At 62.0% G+C, this 25,015-nt stretch carries 22 protein-coding genes; 12 read left to right on the top strand and 10 right to left on the bottom strand.

All coding sequences use genetic code 11. From position 1 onward, the window contains the following. Positions 1-540, bottom strand: a complete 540-nt coding sequence (locus ACYU70_RS03435) for a hypothetical protein (protein WP_342300075.1) — start codon at positions 538-540, stop codon at positions 1-3. 136 nt (positions 541-676) lie between these two features. Between ACYU70_RS03435 and ACYU70_RS03430 the strand changes: the two genes are divergently transcribed. The 3 genes from ACYU70_RS03430 to ACYU70_RS03420 are packed head-to-tail and all read left to right on the top strand — an operon-like array spanning position 677 to position 3,519. Next, on the top strand, positions 677-1,237 hold the full coding sequence (locus ACYU70_RS03430) for an RNA polymerase sigma factor (RefSeq protein WP_342300073.1): 561 nt from the start codon (positions 677-679) through the stop codon (positions 1,235-1,237). An 11-nt stretch (positions 1,238-1,248) separates the two neighbouring features. Next, complete coding sequence (locus tag ACYU70_RS03425) at positions 1,249-2,346, top strand: hypothetical protein (protein ID WP_342300071.1); 1,098 nt, start codon at positions 1,249-1,251, stop codon at positions 2,344-2,346. Positions 2,347-2,370: 24 nt separating this feature from the next. Further along, the gene (locus ACYU70_RS03420; RefSeq protein ID WP_342300069.1) at positions 2,371-3,519 is read left to right on the top strand and encodes a hypothetical protein; all 1,149 of its coding nucleotides are present in this window, start codon (positions 2,371-2,373) and stop codon (positions 3,517-3,519) included. Between the two features lie 182 nt (positions 3,520-3,701). Here the strand turns inward: ACYU70_RS03420 and ACYU70_RS03415 are convergent, their stop codons facing one another. Then, on the bottom strand, positions 3,702-4,460 hold the full coding sequence (locus ACYU70_RS03415; protein ID WP_342300067.1) for an RNA methyltransferase: 759 nt from the start codon (positions 4,458-4,460) through the stop codon (positions 3,702-3,704). A 14-nt stretch (positions 4,461-4,474) separates the two neighbouring features. Here ACYU70_RS03415 and tamL point away from each other — a divergent pair, with 14 nt between their 5' ends. Next, on the top strand, positions 4,475-7,126 hold the full coding sequence (gene tamL, locus ACYU70_RS03410; RefSeq protein ID WP_342300066.1) for a translocation and assembly module lipoprotein TamL: 2,652 nt from the start codon (positions 4,475-4,477) through the stop codon (positions 7,124-7,126). A gap of 68 nt (positions 7,127-7,194) precedes the next feature. Here tamL and ACYU70_RS03405 read toward each other — a convergent pair whose 3' ends face one another. Then, positions 7,195-9,387 (bottom strand): alpha-ketoacid dehydrogenase subunit alpha/beta, encoded by a 2,193-nt coding sequence (locus ACYU70_RS03405; protein WP_342300065.1) that lies wholly within the window; start codon positions 9,385-9,387, stop codon positions 7,195-7,197. Positions 9,388-9,540: 153 nt separating this feature from the next. Here ACYU70_RS03405 and hemF point away from each other — a divergent pair, with 153 nt between their 5' ends. The 3 genes from hemF to ACYU70_RS03390 are packed head-to-tail and all read left to right on the top strand — an operon-like array spanning position 9,541 to position 11,656. Beyond that, positions 9,541-10,458, top strand: a complete 918-nt coding sequence (gene hemF, locus ACYU70_RS03400) for an oxygen-dependent coproporphyrinogen oxidase (protein WP_342300063.1) — start codon at positions 9,541-9,543, stop codon at positions 10,456-10,458. Next, positions 10,451-11,029, top strand: a complete 579-nt coding sequence (locus ACYU70_RS03395) for a phosphatase PAP2 family protein (RefSeq protein WP_342300061.1) — start codon at positions 10,451-10,453, stop codon at positions 11,027-11,029. Before hemF ends, ACYU70_RS03395 begins: the two co-directional genes overlap by 8 nt. Before the next feature lie 12 nt (positions 11,030-11,041). Next, the gene (locus ACYU70_RS03390) at positions 11,042-11,656 is read left to right on the top strand and encodes a flavodoxin family protein (RefSeq protein WP_342300059.1); all 615 of its coding nucleotides are present in this window, start codon (positions 11,042-11,044) and stop codon (positions 11,654-11,656) included. 104 nt (positions 11,657-11,760) lie between these two features. On the opposite strand, the gene ACYU70_RS03385 is transcribed toward ACYU70_RS03390, so the two are convergent. From ACYU70_RS03385 to ACYU70_RS03360, 6 genes are all read right to left on the bottom strand, one after another. After that, complete coding sequence (locus ACYU70_RS03385; protein WP_198068342.1) at positions 11,761-12,351, bottom strand: riboflavin synthase; 591 nt, start codon at positions 12,349-12,351, stop codon at positions 11,761-11,763. A gap of 145 nt (positions 12,352-12,496) precedes the next feature. Then, on the bottom strand, positions 12,497-12,820 hold the full coding sequence (locus ACYU70_RS03380) for a hypothetical protein (protein ID WP_216688795.1): 324 nt from the start codon (positions 12,818-12,820) through the stop codon (positions 12,497-12,499). A 144-nt stretch (positions 12,821-12,964) separates the two neighbouring features. Further along, the gene (locus tag ACYU70_RS03375) at positions 12,965-14,659 is read right to left on the bottom strand and encodes a S8 family serine peptidase (protein WP_342300056.1); all 1,695 of its coding nucleotides are present in this window, start codon (positions 14,657-14,659) and stop codon (positions 12,965-12,967) included. Between the two features lie 44 nt (positions 14,660-14,703). Beyond that, positions 14,704-15,507, bottom strand: a complete 804-nt coding sequence (locus ACYU70_RS03370; protein WP_342300054.1) for a hypothetical protein — start codon at positions 15,505-15,507, stop codon at positions 14,704-14,706. A 39-nt stretch (positions 15,508-15,546) separates the two neighbouring features. Beyond that, the gene (gene mnmA, locus ACYU70_RS03365) at positions 15,547-16,707 is read right to left on the bottom strand and encodes a tRNA 2-thiouridine(34) synthase MnmA (protein ID WP_342300052.1); all 1,161 of its coding nucleotides are present in this window, start codon (positions 16,705-16,707) and stop codon (positions 15,547-15,549) included. Between the two features lie 248 nt (positions 16,708-16,955). Further along, positions 16,956-18,377 (bottom strand): sugar transferase, encoded by a 1,422-nt coding sequence (locus tag ACYU70_RS03360; protein WP_342300051.1) that lies wholly within the window; start codon positions 18,375-18,377, stop codon positions 16,956-16,958. Positions 18,378-18,536: 159 nt separating this feature from the next. Between ACYU70_RS03360 and ACYU70_RS03355 the strand changes: the two genes are divergently transcribed. From ACYU70_RS03355 to ACYU70_RS03335, 5 genes are all read left to right on the top strand, one after another. Beyond that, entirely contained in the window at positions 18,537-19,199 is a 663-nt protein-coding gene (locus ACYU70_RS03355) for a protein-L-isoaspartate(D-aspartate) O-methyltransferase (RefSeq protein ID WP_342300079.1), read from the top strand. A gap of 372 nt (positions 19,200-19,571) precedes the next feature. Then, positions 19,572-19,790, top strand: a complete 219-nt coding sequence (locus ACYU70_RS03350; RefSeq protein WP_342300049.1) for a hypothetical protein — start codon at positions 19,572-19,574, stop codon at positions 19,788-19,790. A gap of 155 nt (positions 19,791-19,945) precedes the next feature. Beyond that, positions 19,946-22,174 carry a M43 family zinc metalloprotease gene (locus ACYU70_RS03345; RefSeq protein WP_342300047.1) on the top strand — a complete coding sequence of 743 codons (2,229 nt, stop codon included), beginning with the start codon at positions 19,946-19,948 and terminating at the stop codon, positions 22,172-22,174. A 149-nt stretch (positions 22,175-22,323) separates the two neighbouring features. Then, the gene (locus ACYU70_RS03340) at positions 22,324-22,842 is read left to right on the top strand and encodes an acyl-CoA thioesterase (protein WP_198068335.1); all 519 of its coding nucleotides are present in this window, start codon (positions 22,324-22,326) and stop codon (positions 22,840-22,842) included. A gap of 56 nt (positions 22,843-22,898) precedes the next feature. Then, positions 22,899-23,648 carry a hypothetical protein gene (locus tag ACYU70_RS03335; RefSeq protein WP_342300045.1) on the top strand — a complete coding sequence of 250 codons (750 nt, stop codon included), beginning with the start codon at positions 22,899-22,901 and terminating at the stop codon, positions 23,646-23,648. Positions 23,649-23,722: 74 nt separating this feature from the next. On the opposite strand, the gene ACYU70_RS03330 is transcribed toward ACYU70_RS03335, so the two are convergent. Continuing rightward, entirely contained in the window at positions 23,723-24,844 is a 1,122-nt protein-coding gene (locus ACYU70_RS03330) for a TlpA disulfide reductase family protein (RefSeq protein ID WP_342300043.1), read from the bottom strand. Positions 24,845-25,015 lie beyond the last annotated feature (171 nt).

The following is a 25,015-nucleotide window of genomic DNA, read 5'->3' as shown; positions in this document are numbered from 1 at the left end:
CTACAGCAGAATATCAAACGTGAGGGCGGGCATCACGAGTAGCTTCCGGTGTGCAACGCGCATCTCGTCGGCTTGGTAGTCGGCCACGAATCCATTGGCAAATAATACATTGATACCCGCCCGAAAATCATTACTGAAACGCAGGTTCAAGCCCATGCCGCCGCCCACGTTGAAGTCCGTTAGGGTGCCTTTATTGCCATTGGAGCCCAGGTCCCAGTGATACAGCGAATAAACGCCCCCAATGCCCAGCATCGGCTCCAGACGCGGGTTTTTCAAGGGAATGTAATAAGTGAGTAGACCGATGCCCCCGGCACTGAATTCGTTCTGCCGATGCGAATCGAACACCTGCGTGGCCACCAGCCGCCCGCCAAAATGCGGCCCGAAACGGCCCTCCGCCTGCACCCCCAACACTTTCGGGTTGCCCAAAATGCCCAGGGCCACGGTGTATTTTCGATAAACGGTGGGCTTGATGGGAGCCTCCTGCGCCGCCAGGCGCGAGACAGTCAACGAGCACAGGAAGAAGGGTAGCAGTTTTTGCATACTGGTAATGATTAGCACCTGCGAAACTACTGCCTCGAACCCCACAAATGGAGTACGATAAAAAACTTCCTTGCCCAGGCAACCCTTCCCGCCCTTTCCGCATCTGCCGCCATAACTCACCATCCTTTCTGCTCCCGTGCCCACCCTTACCGTGACGACCGAAGCCGACCTCATCGCTGCTTGTGTGCGGGGCGAGCACCGGGCCCAGCGCCAGCTCTACGACCAGCTGGCCGGGCTGATGCTCACCGTGTGCCGCCGCTACCTCAAGCGCCGCGAAGATGCCGAAGAAGCTCTGATTCTGGGCTTTGCCAAGATGTTCCGGGCGCTGCCCAACTACCGGTTCGAAGGCAGTTTCGAGGGCTGGGTGCGCCGCATCATGGTGAACGAAGCCCTGATGCAGCTGCGCCAGCGCGAGATGATGACCGTGTCGTTTGAAGACTTTGCCCAGCCCGAAAACCTGGCCACCACCGCCGCCACCGCCGACACCCAACTCCAGGCCGAAGACCTAATGAACCTGTTGGCCACCCTGCCCACCGGCTACCGCACCGTCTTCAACCTCTACGCCCTGGAAGGCTACGGCCACCAGGAAATTGCCGAGCTGCTGGGCATCAGCGAAGGCACCAGTAAATCGCAGTTGAGCAAGGCCCGCGCCATGCTCCAGCGGCGCGTTCAGTTTTCCGCCATCTCGGCGAATTAGCCCCTATCCCTATGCTTCCCGAAGATAATATCGACGATTTATTCCGCCGCCAGCTCGACGGCCACGCCACGCCGCCCGGCGACGACCTCTGGGCGCGCCTGCAAGCCAGCGCCCCCCAGCCCGAGTCCCACGAACCGCGCCTCGACGAGCTATTCCAGAAACGCCTCGCCGCCCACGCCACGCCCCCGCGCCGGGAGCTCTGGGAGCGCCTCGAAGACGAGCACCTGCGCCCCCGCCAGCGCCGCGCCGCCGCATGGTGGCCCATGGCAATGGCGGCCGCCGTGCTCATCCTGCTGCTGGCCGGCGGGGCCGGCCTGTGGCTGGGGTTCCCGGCCAAAAATATGGGCGGCAATGAAGTGGCCGTGCAAAAAGGCAAGGGCGCGAACACCGCTACCACGAAACCGGCAATAGTTGTTACTGCCCCGATTACGAAGCCTGCGATAGTTGCTGCTGTGCCCAATGCAACGGCTGCTCCCGCAACAACTACCCCGGCAACTGCCGCACCGATTTCTGAAGAAGCAGTGGCCGCTACGAATGCTCCTGCAACTACTAAAAACCCGGTTTCTACTTCTATTCAAAAAAATACTACGGCTCAGGCAACCCGCTCCCTGGCCCTCGCATCTACCGCATCAAAGGCCAGTAAGTTGGCCGAGCGGCCTTCGCCGCGCCACCCGCTGGGAAGCAACCGGCAGCCGGACGCGGCCGCCCCTTCGCCCACCCTCGTGGCCCGCACGACAACGCCCGCCCCGGCCCATACCCCCGCTGCTGACGAGCAACGGCCGGCCCCGGTACTCGCTGCCAACCTGCCCACCCCAGCGCCCGCGACGGTAATCGACCCCGCCCGCCTGGTGCCCGCCCCCGAGCTTATCACGGTGGACGTGCGCAACGGCGAAGCCCCTGCCCGCCCCGCCCGCCCGGTGGCCTCGGCCCTGGCCGCCAACCCCGAACCAGCCGAGCGCCGGCGGCTGGGCGGCCGCCTCCTTCACATGGGTGGCCAGCTGGTGCGGGGCGAGCGGGTGAACCTGGCCGAAGTCACGGGCCTGCCCGAAAACGTGACCATCCAAGCCACCGTGGCCGGCCACCGGGTCACGAAATCCATTCAATTGTAATTCACCCTCTTCTCGTTAGAAACCATGCAACGCGCTTTTCTCCCCTTCTTTCTGCTGATGACCACGCTGGGCGGGCTGAACGCGGCCCGCGCCACGGCCCTCCGGCCCGCCGCTACTGTTAAGGACACCATCGTAGTGCGCCTGCCCAACAAAGCCACCCTGACCCTGACCGTGCGCAACGCCGCCCAGCTGCGCGACATGAAAAACTACCACCTCGACTCACTCACCTCGCGGCTGGCCACCTACATCAACCAGGCCGAAGCCGCCGCTAAAACCGGCACTACCGACCAGGTAACGATGCGCTTCTACCCCGACAAGGACCAGCCCGGCCAGAACCTGCCCGAGGAAATCCGCGTCACGGCCCACAAGCCCGGCACCAGCGACAAAAGCAACAACAAGGTTCAGGTATTTCTCAACAATAAGTTCGGCATCACGACCACTAAGGACGAGGACGGCAAAAACACCTTCAGCATCGGCACCGATGGCGAGGTGAAGGCCAAGTCCCGGGCCGACTCGCTGAAACGGGAACAGCGCCGCCACAGAGCCACCGTGGAGCTGGGCTTCGATATCGGCCTGACCACGCTGGTGAACTCGACGTCGACAGCCGCCCTGAAAGTGCCTTCGCTCAATAACTGGCGCTCCACGTACCTCAATTTCGGCCTCTACTACGTGCAGCCGCTGCACTACACCAAGAAGTCGAAAGTGGCCATCACCATCGGCCCCGAATTCAGCGGCAACTACATGCGCCTGACCGGCAACGAGCAGTGGGCGCAGAACAACAACCTCACGTTCGTGGAAACGGCCCCCGACACCAAACAGATTCAGGAGGCCACCCTCTACGTCGGCACCCTCAACCTGCCCGTGATGCTGCGTATGAAGCTGCGCAACAAATATGACAAGCGCACGCTTTCGGCCGGCATTGGCGGCTTCGGCGGTACCCGGCTCACCAGCAACATCAACACCGAATACCGGTTGGCCGGCTCCGACTACAATAGCAAGGATAGAGTCACCGGCACCCTCAACCTCAACCCCTGGACGTACGGGGTGCAGGGCGAAATCGGCTTCCACGCCCTGCAGCTTTTCGCCAAGTACAACATGAATGAGTTGTTCAAAGACGGCCAGGGACCCAAAACGCATCTGCTCACCGTCGGCCTGAACGTTTTGGGCTTCTAAAACAACAAGCTGCCCCCGGCCGGACTTAAGCCTTGACAAAAGCAGAACGTCATGCTGAGCTTGTCGAAGCATCTCTACCGCGTAAGTAATTCATTTACTCTTGCGGTAGAGATGCTTCGACTTCGCTCAGCATGACGTTCTTTATTTGGACCTGTCTGGGGCTGCTTGAAGGCCGAAAACCCCTACTGATTCCGAAAGAAATTATCCAATAAAATAGCCGCCGAAATAGCTACGTTCAGGCTTTCGGCCTGGCCACCGGCCCCGCGCGGAATGTGCAGCCGCCGCGTGAGGGCCGCCCCCACAGCGGGTGTGAGGCCGTGCGATTCAGAGCCCATCACGAGCACGCCGGCGGGGCGCAGGGTGAGGTGGTGCACGTTGTCGCCCTCCAAATCGGCCCCGAATATGCCCACGGTGGGGGCCAGCGTGGGCAGCCACTCGGCAAGGTCACGCTCCCAGACGCGCACCCGGGCGAAGGCCCCCATACTGGCGGCCACGGTTTTGGGGGCGTAGGCATCGGCGCAGCCGGGGCTGAGCACCACGCCGGGCAGGCCGTACCAGTCGGCCAGGCGCAGCAGCGTGCCGAGGTTGCCGGGGTCGCGCACTTCGTCGAGGACAAGCAACAAAGCCGATTCAGGCAGCGTTAGCGGCAGCGGGGTTTCGGCGGGCAGGCGCACCACGGCCAGGGCAGTGGTGTTGGTGGCCAGCGTGCCGAGCTGGGTGAGCTCGGTTTCGGTGGCGGCGCTGAGCGGCAGCCGGCCGGGCAGGCTGGCCCGGTTTTCGTCGATGAATTCGGCCGTGCCCAGCATGTGTTCGACTTCCAGGTCGGAACTTAGCAGCTCCAACACGCTTTTGCCCCCCTCTACCAGGAACGCCCCGTGGCGGTGCCGGTACTTCTTCTGGTGCAGCGACTGCACGTATTTGCCAAGTGCTTTTGAAACCATTACTCGTTACTTATTTGCCAAAACTACGGCCTGCGCACCGGCTCGGGCCGCTGCTCGCGCTGCTGGGGCTGGCGGCGTGTTCGCCATTCAGCCTGCTGCGGCCCAACCAACGCCTGCTCAGCCGCGTCGAAATCAAGGGCATCGAGCAGGCCGACAAAGAACGCCTCACCGCGCTGGCCCAGCAAAAGACCAACACCAAGCTGCCGCCCAAGCTGGCCATCTACCACCTGGGCTTCAACTTGTACGATTCGGTGCGTATCAAAAACAAGCTGCGCAACATCGAGACGACCTACGCCGCCAAGATAAAAGCCGCTGGCACCGACTCGGCCGAGTTGGGCAAGCTGCTCGACCAGCGCGAGCGCAAGGTGAAGCGCAAGCAGCTAGCCCTCGACAAAGGCAACGCCATCATGCGCCTGGGCGAAGCGCCGGTTATTTACGACACGGCCCTCACCAAGAAATCGGTGGAGCAGATGACGACCTTTCTACGGTCGCAGGGCTTTTTCCGGGCGCGGGTAACGGCTACCGACACGGCCCGCTTCCGGCGCGGCATTGTGTTCCGGGCCCTGCAAGCCGTGGGCTCGATTATCCCAAGCAAGCCCGATTCGTTGGACGCGGCCAAGCAGTACCGCCGCGTGACGGTGACCTATAACATCAAGGAAGGCCAGCCGTTTCTTTACCGCCTGCAATCCCCCAGCATTCCCGATTCGGCCGTGGCCGCCGTGGTGCGCCAGGGCCAGCCGGCCACGCTGCTGCACGAAAACGACCGCTACAACGAGGACCTGATTGGCCAGGAGCGCATCCGCCTCGAAACCCTCATCAAAAACGCGGGCTACTTCGATTTCCGCCAGCAGTACATCACCCTCGAAGCCGACACGAGCTACGAAAAATTTACGGTACGGCTACGCACGTTCATCGCCAACCCCGGGCCGGGCCAGGGCCACCGGTTGTACACGCTGCGCCAGGTCCGTTTTATCACCGATGCCGGCGTGGGCCGCACCCTGCGCAGCGCCACCGGCGACACCCTACGGCGGGCCGGCACGGCCGGCGCCCTGCGCGCCCGCCCCAGCCTGGGCGTGCGCACGGATACGGTGGTCACGGACTCGGTGCGCTTTGCCGCTTACGAGCAGAAATTCAGCACCGGCCTGCTGGCCAATAAGGTGCTGGTGCGCCCCGAGCAGCACTACAGCCTGACCAATACCCTTCAAACCCAGCGCCAGCTGGCCGACCTTGACATGTTCCGGTTCAATACCGTGAACTACCGCAAGGTGCCCGACCCGCCCACCGCCGACAGCGCCGGCCGCACGCCCAGCACCGGCCAGCTGGTGGCCGTCATCAACGCCTCGCCCGCGCCCAAATTCTCCCAGACCGTGGAGGTGGGCGCTACCTACGTGGCCTACCTGCCGGGGCCATTTCTGAACTACCGCCTGAAAACCCGCAACCCCTTCGGCGGAGCCGAGGTGCTGGAATTTGGCGTGCGGGCCGGCTTCGAGGGCCAGCTCACCCGCGTGGCCAGCGACAACACGACGGACAACGTGTACACCACGCAGCTGGGGGCCACGGCGGCGCTGGTGCTGCCGCAGTTTCTGGTGCCCTTCCGCACCAACTATTTCCTGACGCGCTACAACCCCAAAACCCGCTTCTCGCTCTCCGAAACGTATGTGAAGCGCCCGGAATACATCCGGTCCAACTTCGAGTTTGCCTGGGATTATATCTGGCAGCGCTCGCCGTTTCACCAGTACGTGTTTTCGCCGGTGGTCATCACGCTGGTGAATACGCCCTTCACCAGCGACTCGTTCAACGTGCGCCTCCGGCGCTTGCAGCTCACGGAAGGGTCCTCGCTGTACCGCTCGTTCAGCAAGCAGGTCGAGCCGAGCTTCAGCTTCACGTCGCTGTATAACTCCAACGATTTCAACGAAACCCGCGACGCCTATTACCTGCGGCTGTTTGGCGAAATCGGCGGCCTCACGCGCGGCTTCTACCGCAAAGGGCTCTACGAAAGCACCGGCCTGAGCGTGTATGACTTTGCCCGCATCAGCGTCGATTACCGGCGCTACTACCACCTCACGCCCCAAACGTATTTCGTGTGGCGCCTCAACGGTGGTGCGGTGCACGCCCTCACCCGTACCGACGACCCCACCACGACCGAAAGCGACCCGCAGTACATCGTGCCCTACGACAAGTCGTTTTTTGCCGGCGGCTCCACCAGCCTGCGGGCCTGGCAGCCGCGCCGCCTGGGGCCGGGCGGTTTCACGCCCACGCGCATAAGCGGTGGCCAAATAGTGCGCGACTACCTCACCGAGCAGCCCGGCGAGCTGCTGCTGGAAGGCAGCGCCGAGTACCGTTTCCCGATTTACGGCTTCTTCAAAGGCGCGCTGTTCACCGATTTCGGCAACGTGTGGGGCTTGCAGGAAAAGAAAGACCCCAAAACCGGCGAATACCTCCGTCCCAACGCGCAGTTTCAGCTCAACACCTTCTACCGGCAAATTGCCGTGGGCTCGGGCTTCGGCCTGCGCTTCGATTTCACGTTCCTGATTCTGCGCCTCGACATCGCCACCAAAATCTACGACCCCACCGCGCCCACAAGTGCCGACAAATGGGCCTTGCGCAACTTCGACACCAGCGCCAACCCCATTTCCTTCAATCTGGGCATCGGGTATCCATTTTAAACGCAATAACAAAGCAAAAAAAAGCCCTTCATGTTGACGCATGAAGGGCTTTACTATGTTAATTAACGCTAATACCCCAGCAGCTCGCCCAGTGCCACGGCCACTTTGGCCGCGCTCGGTAGCATCTGCTTTTCCAGCTCCACATTCAGGGCGATGGCCGGCAAATTAGCCGCGCCCAATGTGAATACCGGCGCATCCAGCGCCGTGAAGCAGTGGCGCTGAATGCGTCCGGCCAGGCTTTCGGCAAAGCTGTTCATGAGCGGCTCTTCGGTGAGCACCAGCACCTTGCCGTGGCGGCGGGTGGCGGCCGTCACCGCATCAAAATCAATCGGGTTGAGGGTGCGCAGGTCGAGGATTTCGATTTGGCCGGGGAAGTCGCGGCTGGCGGCTTTGGCCCAGTGCACGCCCATGCCGTAAGTCACAACGAGGGCAGTTTCTCCTTGACGCAGCTGCTCCGCATCGGCGGCCTGGGCAATGGCAGCCACGCCCAGCGGGATGACGTAGCCCGCCGCCGGCTCCACGGTTTTGGCTTCTTCGGTGCCGGGCACTTTGCTCCAGTACAGGCCTTTGTGTTCCAGCATCACCACCGGGTTGGGGTCGAGGAAGGCGGCCCGCATTAGCCCCTTCATATCAGCCGCATTACTGGGGTACACCACTTTAATGCCCCGAATGGTGAGCAGCGTGCTCTCGATGGAGCCCGAATGGTACGGCCCGCCCCCGCCATACGCCCCAATCGGCACCCGGATGAGGGCCGGAATCGGGAATTTGCCCATGGTGAGGTAGCATGATTTCGAGAGTTCCTCCACCAGCTGGTTCAGCGCCGGCCAGATGTAGTCGGCAAACTGAATTTCGACAATGGGCCGCGCCCCCACCGCCGCCATGCCCGCCGTGCTACCCACAATGTAAGCCTCCTGAATAGGCGTATTGAACACGCGGGCATCGCCGTACTTTTTGGCCAGCAGCGCGGCCTCGCGAAACACACCGCCCAGCTCGCCGCCCACGTCCTGCCCGTAGAACAGGGCCTCGGGGAATTCCTGGAGAATATCGTCCACCGCGTGCAGGGCGGCGTCCACCATCAGGGCCTTTTCAGCTCCGGCGGGGCTGCGCTCGCCGGCTTCTTCGGTGATGGCGGGCGGGGCAAATTCGTGGTCGGCGAAGGTGGCCGGGTCGGGGTTGGGCGCGGCCAGGGCTTCGGCCCAGTCGGCGCGCACGGTGGCGCGGGCCTCGGCCTGCAGGGCAGCCAGGGCGGCTTCATCCACGCCCAACGCCAGCAGGCGCTGATGCAGGCGCGGCAGCGGGTCCTGTTCCTGATGCGCGGCCAGGTCGGAGCGGTACCACTCGCGGCGCACGCCGCTGGTGTGGTGGCCCAGCAGCGGACATTTGGCGTGCACCAGCACCGGCCCGCGCCGGGCGCGTACGTGCGCAAACGCTTCGGCCAAGCCGGTGTGCGACGACTCAAAATCGGCCCCATCCACCTGCATCCGGCGCAGGCCGGGGAAACCGGCCGCAAACTCGTAGGCATTCATGGCCCGCATCTCGCGGCCCGTGGCCGAGATACCCCAGTCATTGTCCTGCACCAGGTACACGATGGGCAGCTGGTGCAGAATGGCCATTTGTAGCGCCTCCGCCACCTCGCCCTCCGTCATGGCCCCGTCCCCGATGGAGCACAGCACCAACGGTTTCTCCGCCAGCCAGCCCGCCGATTTATTCAGCGACTCAATCGCCAGCCCCTGCTTTTCAAAATAGCTGATGGCGTGCGCCATGCCCGTGGCCGGAATGGCCTGCATGCCAGTGGCCGAGCTTTGGTGCGGAATAACCGGGATGCCCGCCCGCCGCAGCGAGGGGTGCGAATAATACGTGCGCCCTCCGCTGAACGGGTCATCGCCCTTGGCCAGCAGCTGGAGCATGAGCTCATACGGGCGCAGGCCCATGCCTAGTAGCATCGCGTCGTCGCGGTAGTAGGGCGCGGCGTAGTCGTTGCCATTCATCAGGAAAGCGGCGGCCAGCTGCACGGCCTCGTGGCCGCGGGCGGTGGCGTGCACGTAGCGCGAGGCGGTAGCCTTTTCTTCTTCGTAGAGGGCGGCCATTTCGGCGGCCGTGTGCATTAGGCGGTAGGTGCGGCGCAGCAGGTTGGCATCGGGCGCGGGCGCGGCGGTGGCGGGCGCGGTAAAGGCCTCGGCGGCGGCGGCCGCTGCGGCGGCTACGCGGGGGTTGGCGAAGTCAGTGGTATCGGGAGCGGCGGGAGCAGCAAAATCGGACATCGGGGGCTGGGCGGGGTGAGACTGCAAAAGTACGCCCCGCGCCCTCGTCCGTATCTTTGCGCCGGCAACAGTTGGCCGCGAACCGGGCATCATTGGAAACAAACCACTCCCGGTTCACCATCAACTACTCACCGTCAACTGCCAACTCCCCGCATGTCCTCTCCCACCATCCGTCCCGAAATTGAAGCCTGGCTGGCTGATTTTCAGCTTCGCCTCTGCCAGCAGCTCGAAGCCGCCGACGGCGGCCCCACTGCCTTCCTCACCGATGCCTGGCAGCGCGAAGGCGGCGGGGGCGGCCGTTCCAAAGTGCTGGAACACGGCGCTATCCTCGAAAAAGGTGGGGTTGGTTTTTCGGCCGTGTGGGGCTCCATGAGCGAGGCCGCCGCCCGCCAGCTGCACATGCCCGACCCTCATTTCTACGCCACCGGCGTGAGTGTGGTGCTGCATCCGCGCAGCCCGCGCGTGCCCATCATCCACATGAACGTGCGGTATTTCGAGGCCGGCAACGGCGAAGCCTGGTTCGGCGGCGGCATCGATTTGACCCCGATTTACGTGGACGAGCCCCAGGCCCGCCGCTTCCACGCGCAGCTGAAAGCCGTGTGCGACCGCCACAATCCGGCCTACTACCCCAAGTTCACGCGCTGGGCCGATGACTATTTCTACCTCCCGCACCGCCTGGAAACGCGCGGCGTGGGCGGCATTTTCTACGATAGACTGACTGTGGGCAAGGACGGCACCGCCGAAGAATTATTCGCCTTCATGCGCGACGTGGCCGAGCTGTTCGGCCCGTTTTACACCCAGCTCATGGCCGAAAACCACGCCCTGCCCTTCACCGAGCGCGAAGAAGCCTGGCAAAGCCAGCGCCGCGCCCGCTACGCCGAGTTCAACTTGGCCTTCGACCGCGGCACCCGCTTCGGCCTCGAAACCGGCGGCCGCACCGAGTCCATTCTCATGAGCCTGCCCCCGCGCACCGGCTGGGCCTACAACCCCGCCCCGCCCGCCCCCGGCACCCCGGAGGCCAGCACCCTGGCCTGGCTCCGCAAGGGCGTAGATTGGCTGGCCGATGCTTGAGGCCATCAAACAGCTTGACCGGCAATTACTGCTAGCCATCAACCACGCCCACAGCCCGCTGCTGGATGCGGTGATGGTTTTTGCCTCGAACCGCCTGGTTTGGTTTCCGGTCTACGCCGTGCTCATCGGCTGGCTGATATACCATTTCCGCTGGCGCGCGGCGCTGCTGCTGCCGCTGGTTATTGCCGCCGTGGGCTTGGCCGATAGCATTACCAGCCGGCTGTTCAAACCGTTTTTCGGGAGGCCCCGCCCCTGCCACGATGCCTCGCTGGACCACCTGCTGCACTTGCCCGATGGCTGCGGCGGGCAGTTCGGCTTCCTGTCATCACACGCCGCTAATTCCATGGCGCTGGCCGTTTTTTTGGCAATAATTCTACCTCCCGGGCGTTTTCGCGGCCTCAAAATCGGGGTATTTGCCTGGTTTGCGTTGTTATCCTACAGCCGCATGTATCTTGGCGCTCACTACCCCACCGACGTACTGGGCGGGGCCGCTGTGGGAGCCATCATGGGGTGGCTGGCAGCGGTGGCTTTCCGGCGCTGGGCTCCGCGCTGGTGGCCCGCCCAGGCGTAGCTTCCTTCTACTATGAGCCAGTTAAAACGGCACTTCCTTTTCCTGCTGTGCAGCACCCGCCGCTTGGGCAACAGCGAACAACTGGCCTACTGCGCCGCCCACCCGCTGCCCCCGGGTACCGAGCAGCAGTGGATGCACCTGCTTGATTTCCCGTTGCCCGATTTTGTCGATGTGCGGCACAGCGGCCCCTTTCAGCCGCCCATCGGCAACGCCCAGCACCTGCTCGAAGCCACCCTAAACGCCACCGATTTGGTGCTGGTGGCCCCACTCTACTGGTACAGCCTGCCGGCTCCGGCCAAGCTCTACCTCGACCATTGGAGCGCCTGGCTGCGCACCCCAAGTCTGAACTTCCGCGAGCGAATGCAGGGCAAAACCCTCTGGGCCATTACCGTGAGCAGCGGCGAGCGCACCGAAGCCCAGCCTTTGGAAGATTCCCTGACCCTAACGGCCAATTACCTGCAAATGCGCTGGGGCGGCATCCTCTTCGGCACGGGCTCGCGCCCCAATGACATTCAGCTTGATGCCCCGGCGCTGCTCCGAGCCAGGTCTTTTTTCGCCGTTTCCGAAGAAACAGTTCCGGCAGCTGAAATCTCCAGCGGTGAAGAAGCTAGTAGAATATTCAAATAGGGCGTTGTCATTCCGACGAAGAAGGAATCTGAAAACTGTAATTTGACAGTCTTAACCAGATTCCTCCTTCGTCGGAATGACAACGCCCTAACTAGGCAGCCAGCCTACCGGCCCAGCAGCTTCGCCACGTATTTGCCCACGATGTCGAACTCCAGGTTCACCGTTTCGCCGGCTTTCAACTGCTGAAAGCTGGTATGCTCATAGGTGTAAGGAATAATGGCCACCGTGAAGCCCGTATCGGTGCTCTCGAAACAGGTCAAACTAGTTCCATTCACGCAGATTGAGCCTTTTTCCACGGTGAGGCGGCCGGGGCCGGCCTCGTGCCCGAAGCGGAATAGCCAGGAGCCGTCCTGGTCGGTCACGCTCAGGCAGGTGGCCGTAGCATCGACGTGGCCCTGCACGATGTGGCCGTCGAAACGGCCGTTGGCGGCCAGGCAGCGCTCTAGGTTGACGTGGCGGCCGGGCTGCCACTGGCTCAGGTTGGTCACGCGCATGGTTTCATCAATGGCCGTGACTACGTGCGTGCCGGCCGCCGCATCCACGGCCACCACGGTCAGGCACACACCGTCGTGGGCCACGCTTTGGTCGATTTTCAGTTCGGCGGCAAAGGGCGAAGCCACGGTAAAATGACGGTTGCTGCCTTGGTCTTCAACGGCTACGATGGTGCCCAGGGCTTCAATAATTCCAGTAAACATGAATCGCGGATTTAAGCGGATTGGTCAGATTTCGCGGAGTCTGGCAAACCGAATAGCAGTTCTACCGTTTCCTGAACACAAAGAACGGCACCCTGCTGCCAGAGTGCCGTTGATGGAGTTATAAACCGCAAAGTCGGCGCGGAGGTTATTTGTCGCCTTTCTCGAAGGGCCGCCAGTCGAGCTCGCCGGGCAGGCCGCCGGTTTTCTTGCGCAGGAACACGGTCTGGTCGTCATCTTCCCGCTTGCCGAAGGTCACGTCGGCCCGGCACTCCAGGCAGCGCACCGAAGTGTACTTAAACTTGCCCTGGGCCACGCGGCTGGTCAGGTCCAGATTGTCGGACCCGCAGATGCCACAGGCGGCCACATCGGCAAAACTCAAACGCTCGTATTCGGCCACCGTTTCGTGAAAGTTATTGCCTTGCACGGTAAAGTGAAACTGGCGGCGCCCGATGCGCTTAGTCGTCATCATTTGCAACATTCTACTGCAGTAAAAGAAGGTTAATTAATGCTTTAAAATTACGAATTATCGACCTCAAAAACAAGCCGATACCCCGGAACAATCGAACAAAAAAAGGTGCCGCAAAGCACCTTTTTTTAGTAGCTGAGAACCTGCTTATTGCTGCACAAATTTTACCGTTCGCAAGGTGCTGCCAGCGCTTACCTCGCAGATATAATTGCCTTTGGCCAGCGGCCCGAGGCGGAGCGGAACCTCTTCGCCACCGGCAGCCGGCAGCTGCCGCTGCGCCACCACCGCGCCCCGGACATCCAGCACCCGCACCCGTAGCGGCTGGCCGCGCAAGGCGGCCGGGAGCACCAGCGTGAGCGGGCCATTGCCGGTCGGGTTGGGGTAGATGCTCAGGGCACCCGCAGCATTAGCCGCCGGCGAAACGGTGGCCAGCGGGGCGCTGGGGTGCAGAGCGTTGTAGGCCGTCACGAAATTCGGGATGCCATACCCCAGCGTATTGTCGGGAGTGGCGGCCTGGGTGGCGGTGCTGCGCAGGGCCACAATCACCTGCTGGGCCGTGAGCGTGGGGTTGGCCTGCCAGAAGCCGGCCGCCATGCCCGCGAGCACGGGACAGGCAAACGAGGTACCGTTGCCCCGAAAAGCACCGCCATTGGGCGAAATCACCGCCGTGGCCTGGCCCATAGCCGACAGCGTGGGCTTGATGCGACCATCGGCCGTGGGGCCGTAGGAGCTGAAAAAAGCGTGGTTGCCCAGCGAATCCACGGCCCCGACGGTCATGATGGAGTCGGCATCGGCGGGGGCCGAAATGTAGTGCCAGGCATGGTTGCCCTCGTTGCCGGCCGCGCTGACTACCAGCATGCCCACGCGGGCGGCCATAGTCGCGGCCCGCGAGCTGATGGCATTGCGACCGGTCATATCCGCGTAGATGTAGGACACGGACGGTACATCGAAATCAGTATAGCCCAGGGAGGAGCTGATGACATCAACGCCCACCGAATCAGCATATTCGGCGGCCGCCAGCCAGTTGGCTTCCTCAATGGGATGTTCCGAATACACATCTTCTGTGATGCACAGGTGGAACGTGGCCTTGGGCGCGGTGCCGATGAAGAACCCCGGCTGGTTGGCCGCCATCGTCGACAGGCAGTTGGTGCCGTGGTCGCTGCGGCCGTACACGCTGGTGCCGCCATCCACAAAGTTGCGGGTGCTGGCCAGGCGCTGCTCCAGAAACAGCGGCTGCAAGGCCGCAATCTGGTCGGCCCCGGGAAAGCCGGCGTCGAAAACGGCAATTTGCATGCCCTCGCCCCGGAAGCCGGCATCGTGCATGGCCAGGGCCCCAATCTGCTGGTCCTGGCGGTAGGCCGGGCCGTATTGGGCGCGCGTGGCCGTGGTCCGGGCAGCGGGCTCAGGCAGTTGCGTGGGCGCGGTAAAGGGCTTCGGCACGCGGGCGCTCCGGTTGAGGGTGCTGGCGCGGCTCACCTTGGGCAGGGCCATGATGCGGCCCAGCGTGAGGGAATCGCAGGAAACCACGGCCGCATTGAACCAACGGGACGTGTAGAGTACCTGCGGCCCGCCGCTCACGGCCCGAATCTGGGCCACGTAGGTGGGGTTCACGGGCAGGTCGCGCGGGAGCACGGCAATGCCCTGCCGGCTGCGCCGGGCCAGCGCCCGGGCCGACAGAAATGCCTGCGGCTGCGCCACCGAAAACGGCGTGCCGGCCTTATCCTGAAAATACACCAGATGCCGGCGCACGGTGCCCTGCGCCGAGGCCGGGGCGACCGCCAGGGCATTCAGCGCGCCAGCCACCAGGGCCAGGCTCACCCATTTGAACGTAGAAGGCACCATATGTTGCGGGAAACAGCGAGGGGGGAAACTCAGTAGCTAGTGGCTTAATTCACTTTGGATTCAATCAGCGTTTCGCGGCGCGAATAGCCAAAAGTGTACGACTTAGGCACGAAGACCACACTACCTGAAGAGTTGACATAGTAAAAGTTGGTAAAGCGCCGCTGGCGCCGCAATACCGGCCCTACCCCCTTCGCAAATACCTGCTGGTAGGTTTTCACATAATAAGCGTCATCCTCCTGCGCCGTGCCTTCGTTGGTGGTGGTCACGGTGGCCGGGTAGGCTTTGGTGATGCCGCCGGCGGTGGTGCTAAAGGGCTCCCCCACGCGGCGGTAGCGGCGGGTTTCGGCCGTCACCGTGTCTTCGGAGTTATTGCTGTAAGCGTTGAAATTCCACAGGCGGCCTTCGCGCACCGGGAAAATCAACTCCAACGTGCGCAGGTTATTGCGGTTGAGAATAACCGATTGCGCCGTGGGGCTCAAGGTAAAGATGCTGTCGTCGACCCAGGGGTCCGCAGGCGTCAGTCGCTTCGAGCGCACCAGTCGGTAAGCAGTTTTACCAGCCGCATCAGCGAATGAGCTGGTGATGGCTTCCCGGAACTGAAAAGAGGTGGCCGTGAGTACGCTGGGCGTTACCTGGCTGCCCTGGCCGTTGGCCCGGCTCCAAGAGGAATCCGCCACGGCATAAATCCAGTAGTTGCCCACGGCCACCGGGTAGTAGCTCAGGCCCGCATCGGGCAGGATTTCCACCGTGTTTTCTTTGCAGCCAGCAAAGCCAATTGCCAGCGCACCCGCTGCCAGGGCCAAGCTAATTCGGCGGGTAGTCGCCGGCAGATTCCAGGAAAAATTCATTCGTTGCATGAGTAGCGCAGCGGGTTATTTGGAAAGGAATTATTGCTCAGCCGTGGCTGTAGCGGCAAAAGGTAAGGGAAATTCGCCAATTACGTGGCGCTCAATCCAGCCGCCGCCCAGCACGTCGTTGCCGTCGTAGAATACGGCGGCTTGGCCGGGCGTGATGGCGTGCACGGGCTCTTCGAAATACACGCGGATTTTGCCGTCCACTTCTTCCAGAAACGCGGGCGAGCCGTCGTGGTTGTAGCGCACTTTCACCACGGCCGGCACCAAGCCACGGCCAGCCAGATTGGCCAGTTTGCCCATGTTCAGCTTGCCCACCACGGTGGCCGTGCTGGCCAGCTCTTCGTAGTTGCCGAGCACCACTTCATTGGTATCGGGGCGAATTTCGAGGACGAACGCGGGATAGCCTAAGGCCACGCCCAGCCCTTTGCGCTGCCCGATGGTGTAGAACGGATAGCCCTCGTGCTTGCCGATGACACGGCCGTTTTTGGTCACGAAATTGCCGCCGGCCACGCGCGCCTCCAGGCCCGGCACGCGGCGGCGTAGGAATCCCCGGTAGTCATTATCAGGGATAAAGCAGATTTCGTAGCTTTCGGGCTTGTTCACCAGCTCGGTGAAGCCGCGCCGGCGGGCTTCGTCATAAATCTCGGTTTTGCGCATGCCGCCCAGCGGGAACAGCGTGCGGCTCAGGCTCTCCTGGCTCACGCCCCAGAGGGCATAGCTTTGGTCCTTGTTTTCGTCGAGGCCTTTGCTCACCACGAAGCGTCCGGTTTCTTCATCCTTGCGAATGTTGGCGTAGTGACCCGTGGCAATGTACTGGCAGCCAAGCTGGTCGGCGCGGCGCAGCAGGGCATCCCACTTGATGTGCGTATTGCAGAGCACGCAGGGGTTGGGCGTGCGGCCGGCGAGGTATTCGTCGGTGAAATTATCAATCACGAAGTCGCCAAACTCGTCGCGGATATCAATGATATAGTGCGGGAAGCCGAGCTGCACGGCAATGTCGCGGGCATCGTTGATGCTGTCGAGCGAGCAGCAACCGGTTTCCTTTTTGGAGCCGCCGGCGCTGGCGTAGTCCCAGGTTTTCATGGTCATCCCGACCACTTCGTAGCCTTGTTCGTGCAGGAGCACGGCGGCTACACTGCTATCAATTCCGCCGCTCATGGCGACGAGGACTCTTCCTTTTACTTCGGTATTCATAGTGGGTTGCAATTCACCCGGAGCTTGAATGGTTCCGGCTGGCAACCGCAAAGGTAGCGTCTGTCATTGCGAGGAGGCACGACTGAGCAATCCGTGCTGTCAAAACCAGTCCCATTCTTCTACCAAAAAGCCCCGACACTGGATAGTACCGGGGCTTTTCACATCTCAGAGCTTAGCAAATTGCACAGGACGGATTGACGCCGCTTCATGCGCGGAATGTCGTGCCTCCTCGCAATTACAGGCGGCACTTACTTCCCCCGCCCTTCCACAATAATCTTCAACGTATAAAGTAGCACCCGAAAGTCCATAGCCAGACTCATGTTCTCAATGTAGAGAATGTCGAATTTGAGCCGTTCCACCATCTGGGCTACGGTTTCGGCATAGCCGTATTTCACCTGGCCCAGCGAGGTGAGGCCCGGCCGCACGCGGTGCAGGTGGCGGTAGTGGGGCGCGATTTTCACAATCTGGTCGATGAAAAACTGGCGCTCCGGGCGCGGGCCCACAATGCTCATGTCGCCTTTCAGCACGTTCCAGAACTGGGGCAGCTCATCGAGCCGCACCTTGCGCATAAAGCGGCCCCACTTGGTGATGCGCGGGTCGTGGTCGGAGCTCAGGGCCGGGCCCATTTTCTCGGCGTCGGTGAACATTGACCGAAACTTGATGATTCGGAACGGGTGGCCGTCGCGCCCGATGCGCTCCTGCCGGTAAAACACCGGGCCGGGCGACGACAATTTCACCATCACGGCCGTGAAGGCGTAGACCCAGCTGGCCAGCAGCAGGAACAGCGCCGAGCCCACCACGTCGATAATCCGCTTAAGCATCACCTGCCACACGGGCAGCAGGTCCTGCTTGATTTCGATGAGCGGCGTCCCGAATAAGTGGTTGACTTTCACCGAACCCAGCAGCATCTGATACAGGTCGGGCAGGATGCTCACGCGGGCCGGAGTGCCTTCCAGCAGGGCCAGAATGTCCTGGATGAGCAGGTGCTCGCTGGGCTCAATGGCGATAACCACCTGCTCAATTTTAAGGGCCCGCACCAGGGCCGGCAGGCGCTGGTAGGAGCCGCGCGCGGGCAGCTCGGCGGCCAGCGCCGGGTCGATGGTATCGCCCACGGGCGCGAACCCCACCATGCGCAGGCCCAGGTGCCGGCTGGTGCGCGACAGCTCATGAAAGGTATTCAACGCCAGTGTATTGGAGCCCACAAGCAGCGTGGGAAAGAAAATCCGCTGCTTGCGAATCTGGCGCTGCACGCTGCTCACGGCCACGGTGCGCAGCACGGCCGTGATGAAGAAATGCAGCAGATAGTACGCGGTAAACGTCTTATAGTAAGCCCGGTAGTTCACCACACCCTGGTCATCAAGCAGCAGGGTGAAGAAGATGACCACCGCGCCCAGCATGGCCACGCGCGCCAGCCGCAGGATTTCGCCGAGGCGCGACTTGCGGTAGATGTCGCGGTACTCGCCCACCAGCGCGTAGAGCACCGTCCAGAATATGGCGATGAATACGGCCGACCCGGTGAGGTCGAACAGCACGCCTTCGGTGAAGTGATAGCCGGTCAGCTCGTTGAGCAAATATTTGCGCACGAGGTAAAAGCACATCCAGGCAACCAGCGCCGCGCCGAAATCGGCGGCCACCAGCTTGATATATTGAAAGCGACGAATTAACTGCAAAACGGTGGGCGGGGTAGTATTTTCGCGGTCTGTGGGACGTACCGCTCCCGGCAAAGGTAGGGACAGCGGGTAGTTGTCCGGCGGCTTCTTTTTGGGCCGGCCAATGGGCCTCCATCGGTCCGCACCCGGCTTTTATTCATTTTAATTAAGCCCTTTATCATCTCACCGCTTCACGATACTTATCGCCATCAGGGACAACGGCGGGCGCTGGCCCGCGAGTTGCGGCGGCGCGGCATTCACGACGAGCGGGTGTTGCAGGCCATCGCCACCGTGCCGCGCCACCTCTTTTTTGCGCCCGCCTTCGAGGCCCACGCTTACCAGGACAAAGCCTTTCCCATCGGCGAGGGCCAGACGATTTCGCAGCCCTACACCGTGGCCTACCAGACCCAGCTGCTCGACCTGAAACCCACTGACCGGGTGCTGGAGGTGGGCACCGGCTCGGGCTACCAGTGCGCCGTACTGCTCCAGCTCACGCCCCACGTCGACAGCATCGAGTTCAACGAGGTGCTGTTTGCCCGCACCCGGCAGCTGCTGGCCACGCTGGGGGCCGGTGGGGCCGGGCTGTATTGCGGCGACGGCTCGGTGGGCCTGCCCGACCGCGCCCCGTTCGATGCCATCCTTGTTACGGCCGGCGCGCCGGGGCTGCCCCCCGCCCTGCTGCGCCAGCTGCGCGTGGGCGGCCGCCTGATAATACCCGTGGGGGGCAGCCACACCCAGCGCATGGTGCGCGTGACCCGCGAAGGCACCGAGGCCTTTGTGCGCGAAGAATTTGAAGACTTCCGGTTCGTACCGCTGCTCGGGGCCGGGGGCTGGCGCTCGTAGAATTCCGCTTCATTCTTTTCGCATTTTCTCAGGGGTAATTTGCCTGCGATTCCCCTCCTGCTGCCTTTTCCCCCCCCAGATGCAAGGCTGGCCAGGATAGTTTCCTCCCTCCCCTTTTCCCCGGCTTTTCCCACCCGCCCTCCTGCTTATGATAAAAATGTTACGGCCTTTTAAGGTCGGGCTTATCAGTGCGGCGTTTGCGCTCGGCAGCCTCGTGGCCACGGCGCAAACGCCGGCAGGCGTGGTACGGAAATACCCCGAGCACCAGACCGGCTACCGTTGTGCTTTCGACAGCGACCAGCAGGCGGCTTTTGCCCGGCAGCCGGGCGCGGCCGTGGGGGCCGTCCCGCTGCCGGCAGCGGGACGGCCCGGGTGTTTCCCAACCCGCTCACGGCCGAGTCAGTGGTGGAATTCACGCTGGCAACCTCCGGCCCGGTCGAGCAGCACCTGACCGACCTGCTGGGCCGCCCGGTGGGCCTGGCCGCGCCAGCTTGCAAACCCTGCCCCTGCCGCCGCACGGCAGCCGGAATCTATCTGGTTGAACTACGGACCGCCAATGGGCGTTCCGCCAGCAAAGTGGTGATTCCCTGATTTCAGCTTGCTTTTTCCCCCTTGGGATGGGTTTTATTCAGGGTTTTTTTGGTAAATTTGAAAGCCCTGCCATTGGAGCAAATCTTTTTGCGGACCCAGCCGCTTTTTTCTTCCCCCTCTTCTAATCAACCTAATTTTTCTCCTAATTTTTCCTCATGTTGAAAAAACTAATACCCACGGCGCTGACCCTGGCATTGGCCCTGACCGGCCTGAGTGCCAGCGCCCAAAACAAAAGTTTTAACCCCAGCAAAACCGACGAGCGCAGCCCCAACTGGTGCGGGGCCGTGGCCGAGCAGGAGCGATACTTCGCCGAGCATCCCGGTGCCCGCGAAGCCCAAAAGGCATACTACCAGCAATTGGAAGCCATGGCGGCCGCACAGAAGCGCAGCGGCAACTACAAAACGTCATACGTTACTGATGTTACTATTCCGGTGGTAGTGCACGTCATCCACTCTGGGGGTGTCGATAACATCAGCGACCGGCAGATTAATAGTGCCATCGACCAACTTAACATTGATTATCAGAAGCGAAATGCCGACACAACCAGCATTCTATCGCTTTTCCGGTCCCGGGCGGCGGCGGTAGGCTTTCAGTTTCGCCTTGCAAAAAAAGACCCCAATGGCAACTGCACCACGGGTATTACTCGTCATTACGCCCCCAGCCTAGTGAACGATGACCAGAGCGGTGCAGTGCAGTCTCTGGTTATCTGGGACCGGATGCGCTATCTCAACATTTGGATTGTTAGCACAATTGGTACGCCCACGCCCAGTGGCGGCACCATCTTGGGCTACTCAAACCTGCCCCAGAATTCTACGAGCACGCGCGACGGCTTTGTGGAGCGCCACGACTTTTTTGGCACCACGGGCACTAGCAACCCTGCACGCGGCACGGACCGCACCGGTACCCACGAAATAGGCCACTACTTTGGTCTGAGCCATACTTGGGGTCAAACCAACACCCCCGGCACGGGCGATTGCAGCGGTACCGACTACGTAGCAGACACCCCTCCCACCGATGGCACTTTCAGTTGCAACCTATCCTATTCGCCCTGCGGCCAAGTTGCCAACGTGCAAAATATTATGGACTATGCCTGCGAAGTAATGTTCACAGATGGCCAAAAGCAGCTCATGCGTAACGTACTGGCTACTTCGCCCGTGCGCACCGGCCTCTCTACCCCGGCCAACCTGATTGCCACGGGCACCAACGATGGCTATGTGGCTCCTGCCAACGGTTGCGCCCCGGTGATAGCCTTCGCCCCCGCCACGGGCTCAAGCACCAGCGTGTGCATCAACACGCCGGTGACGCTGAAGGACTACTCCTACAACTTCTCGTCGGGCGGCGGCTCGCTCACTTATTCGTGGTCGTTCCCCGGCGGCACGCCCGCCACGGCTACGGGTTCTACCGTTTCGGTGTCGTACGCGGCAGCAGGCTTCTATCCTGTCACCGAAACCGTGAGCAACACCGCAGGCACTAACAGCGTCTCGGTGACCAACTATATTCGGGTGGAAGGCCCGACGGGCGGCGAAACGGCCCCGTACACGGAGTCGTTTGAAAATGCCAGCTTCCCGAACCTATTCCCGGACCCCACGCTGCGCAATTACACCTCTTCGGGCTTCACCAGCGCCGGGATTGCAGCTCCGAACTACCGTTGGGCGCGGCAAACCACCCTGCCCGCCGCCGCCGGCACCGCCTATCTGATTGTTCAGGACCGGGTACTTCCAACGGGTGCCACCACGCAACTCATCACGCCCAACATAAACCTGGCCTCAGTGCCCCGTCCGGCCACGCTGAGCTTCTCGCGGGCTTTCGCTCTGCGCACAATTTCCAGCAACGAGCAGCTGCGCATTTCCTTCAGCAGTGATTGCGGCGTAACCTGGTCGACTCCTGCCGTGCTCAACGTGACGGACCTCACCACCCAGGGCCTCGTCCCCATCGACAACTTTGCTCCCACCAGCACCACCGACTGGCAGACCACCACGGTAGCCATTCCGGCCCAGTTCCAGGGCAGCGGCTTGTTCAAAGTGCGCTTCCAGATGGTGAACGGCACGTCGCAGGGCAACAACTTCTACTTCGACAACCTGCGCATTGCCGGCCCGCTGGCTACTAAAGCTGACGCCCTCGCCAGCCGCGGCATCAGCGTGTACCCCAACCCGATGACCAACGAAACGGCCGTGCACCTCAACCTGACGGCGGCCACCAACGTGCAGGTGAGCCTCACCGACATGCTGGGCCGCAACGTGGTGTCGCAGCCCGCTAAGATGTACGGTGCCGGCCAGCAGAGCGTGTCGCTGCAAAGCGCCGGCCACGCCCTCAAAGCCGGTGTGTACGTGGTGCGTATCTCGCTCGATGGCGAAACCTTCACCAGCAAGCTCAACGTGGAATAGTTTCACGTCCAGCATTCATTGCTGAATTGAAAAAGCCCCGTCCGATAATCGGACGGGGCTTTTTTTTCGACCTCAGGCCACCGCTGCCCTGGGGCCGTACCTTTGCAACAATATTTTCCGCCGCCCGCAGGCCGCTTTACTTTATCTCCATGCGCAAGCAAAAACCCGTCGCCGACTCGTTCGTCATCATGACCGAGCTGGTACTGCCCAACGACACCAACACCCTCAACAACCTCATGGGGGGCCGCATGATGCACCTCATGGACATTGCCGCCGCCATTGCGGCCCAGAAGCACTCCAACCGCATCGTGGTCACGGCCTCGGTTGATAACGTGTCGTTCCGCGACAGCATCCGCCTCGGCAACGTGGTGACGCTGCAGGCCCAAGTCACGCGGGCCTTTAGCTCCAGCATGGAAGTGCACATTGATGTGTGGGCCGAAGACATTCCCAGCGGCACCAAGCTCAAAACCAACGAGGCCTTCTTCACCTTCGTGGCCGTGGACCAGAGCGGCCGGCCCATCGACGTGCCTGAAGCAGTGCCCGAAACCGAAGCCGAAATCAGCCTCTACGAAGGGGCGCTGCGCCGCCGGCAATTGCGCCTCGTGCTGGCCGGCCGCATGCAGCCCGCCGAAGCCCAGGAGCTAAAGGCTTTGTTCGATTTGAAATAATCGGTATCATTACCCCGGTAAATCAGCCCGATTTTTCCCACTTCATCCGCCGCGCCATGTCTGCCGAAAAGCTGGCCTTTCTGCAAAACTTCTACACCGACGTGACGCTCTACGTGCCCGCCGAACCGGCGGCCGACGAGCCGGCCGCCGCGCCCCAGGCTCCCGTTGCGGTCCAGCCCGCGCCCGCACCACCGCCGGCCCCGAAACCGGAGCCAGCCGCGCCGCCCCGCGTCTCCAGCATGCCGCCAATGGCTTATAGCAAGCCTTCGGCGGGCTTGGAGCGGCTTACTTCGAGTGCGCTGCATCCGGTGGCAGCGGCGGGGCCGCCCGCGCCCGAGGCACCCCGCCCGGCGGCGACGACTCCCGTTGCGGAGGCCCCAACGGCCCCGGCCGTGCCACCGGTTATGCTCACGCCATTCACGGTGATGGGCGACAACGTGCAGGGGGTAATCCTGCTGTTCCGCCTGCCGTCGGAACAGTTTATGAAGGTGCACCGCAACGTGTTTCTCAACAAAATGCTCCAGGCCCTGAATCTGGTGATGGCCGACGTGCTGCTGGTCAATGTCGAATCAGAGCTGCCCGTGGCGCTGGCCAACCTGCGCCGGGAGCTGGCCGCCACGCGCATCGTGGCCTTCGGCAAAAACCTGCTCGACACCACCATCCGCAACACCCAGATTTATGAGCCGGTGCTGTTTCCCAACCTCGGCCTAGCCTACCTAGCTTCGGCTACCGTCGATTTGGTGGAGTATGACGTGAGCCTGAAAAAGCGCCTCTGGCCCGGCTTACAGCGCATGTTTCTGGGGTAAACCCGACTTCTTTTAGGCACAAAAAAAGCCCCGTCTGAAATCAGACGGGGCTTTTTTATTGCTGTTGGCGCAGTCTATTTCAGCACTTCGGCCAGCTTGGCGGCAAGGGCTTCGCCACGCAGGTTTTTGGCGATGATTTTCCCTTGAGGGTCCACCAGGAACGACTGCGGGATGGCTTTCACGCCGTAGGCGGCCCCGGCCACGCTTTGCCAGCCAGCCAGGTCCGACACGTGGTGCCAGGTGAGGCCATCGGCAGCAATGGCTTTTTCCCATTTGCCCTTCTCCTGGTCCAGCGACACGGAGTAGATGGTGAAGCCTTTGCCCTTGTTTTTGAATTGGTTGTAGGCCTGCACTACGTTGGGGTTTTCCTGGCGGCAGGGGCCGCACCAGCTCGCCCAGAAGTCAATCAGCACGTACTTGCCGCGCAGGCTGCTGAGGGCCAGCTTGGAGCCGTCGGGCTGCGGCAGGTTGATTTCGGGAGCCATCGCGCCCTGCACAGTGGCCCGCATGGGCTCCAGGCGGGCCGTCAGCTCCTTGGTGAAGGGCGAATTGGGGTTAGCCTTGCGCTGAATAGCGGCCAGGGAATCAGCAAACTGAAATTCCTCGTCGGGATTGATGAAAGCACCCGCCGCAAACCCGCTCACCACGGACGTGGCATTGCGCCGGATAAGCGCCTTCATTTTGGCCGTGTTGCGGCCCTGAATGGCGTAATACTCCTTTTCGATGGCCTTCATCTCCTCGGTTTTGCCGGCCTGGCCCGCCGCATTGTAGCGCTTGCCAATGGCTTCGAGCTGGCCCTTGCTTCCTTCCATCACCTGCGCCAGCTGGCGCAGGATTTCCGCTTCTTTGCTGCCTTTCACGCTGTAGGTGGCGGGCAGTTTTTGGGCATCCCCGTTCAGCTCTAAGTGGGTTTTGTTATCGAGCAGCAGCAGCACCTGGTTGGCTTCGTCCAATTTGAGCTGGTAGATGCCGGGGGCCACCGCCGCACCCTTGAGGGAGAATTTGCCGGCAGCATCGGTTTTGGCCGTGGCCTTCTCCACAAACTGGTTGGAATTGAGCTCCGAAAGGTGCAGCACCGTGCCGGTCGGGGCATTTTTCAGCTGGCCCGAAATCTCGTAGCCGTCGGCGGCGGCGGCATTCTGGCAGGCATTAGCCATGCCCAGCACGGTGGCGGCCAGAAAAACAGATTTTATCATGGGGTGAGGCATGTGCGTGAACTGGTGAATCAAAATGGCCAACGCGAGGCCGTTAGAGGTTTGTTCCGGGTCTCAGAAACCCGAACGGAATTTAGGAATGGTATTAATGAGAACGTCATGCTGAGCGCAGCCGAAGCATCTCTGCCGCAATAGTAAACCCATCGAATGGAT

Source organism: Hymenobacter segetis, from assembly GCF_054776495.1.
This window is presented reverse-complemented; position numbering and strand designations above follow the sequence as displayed.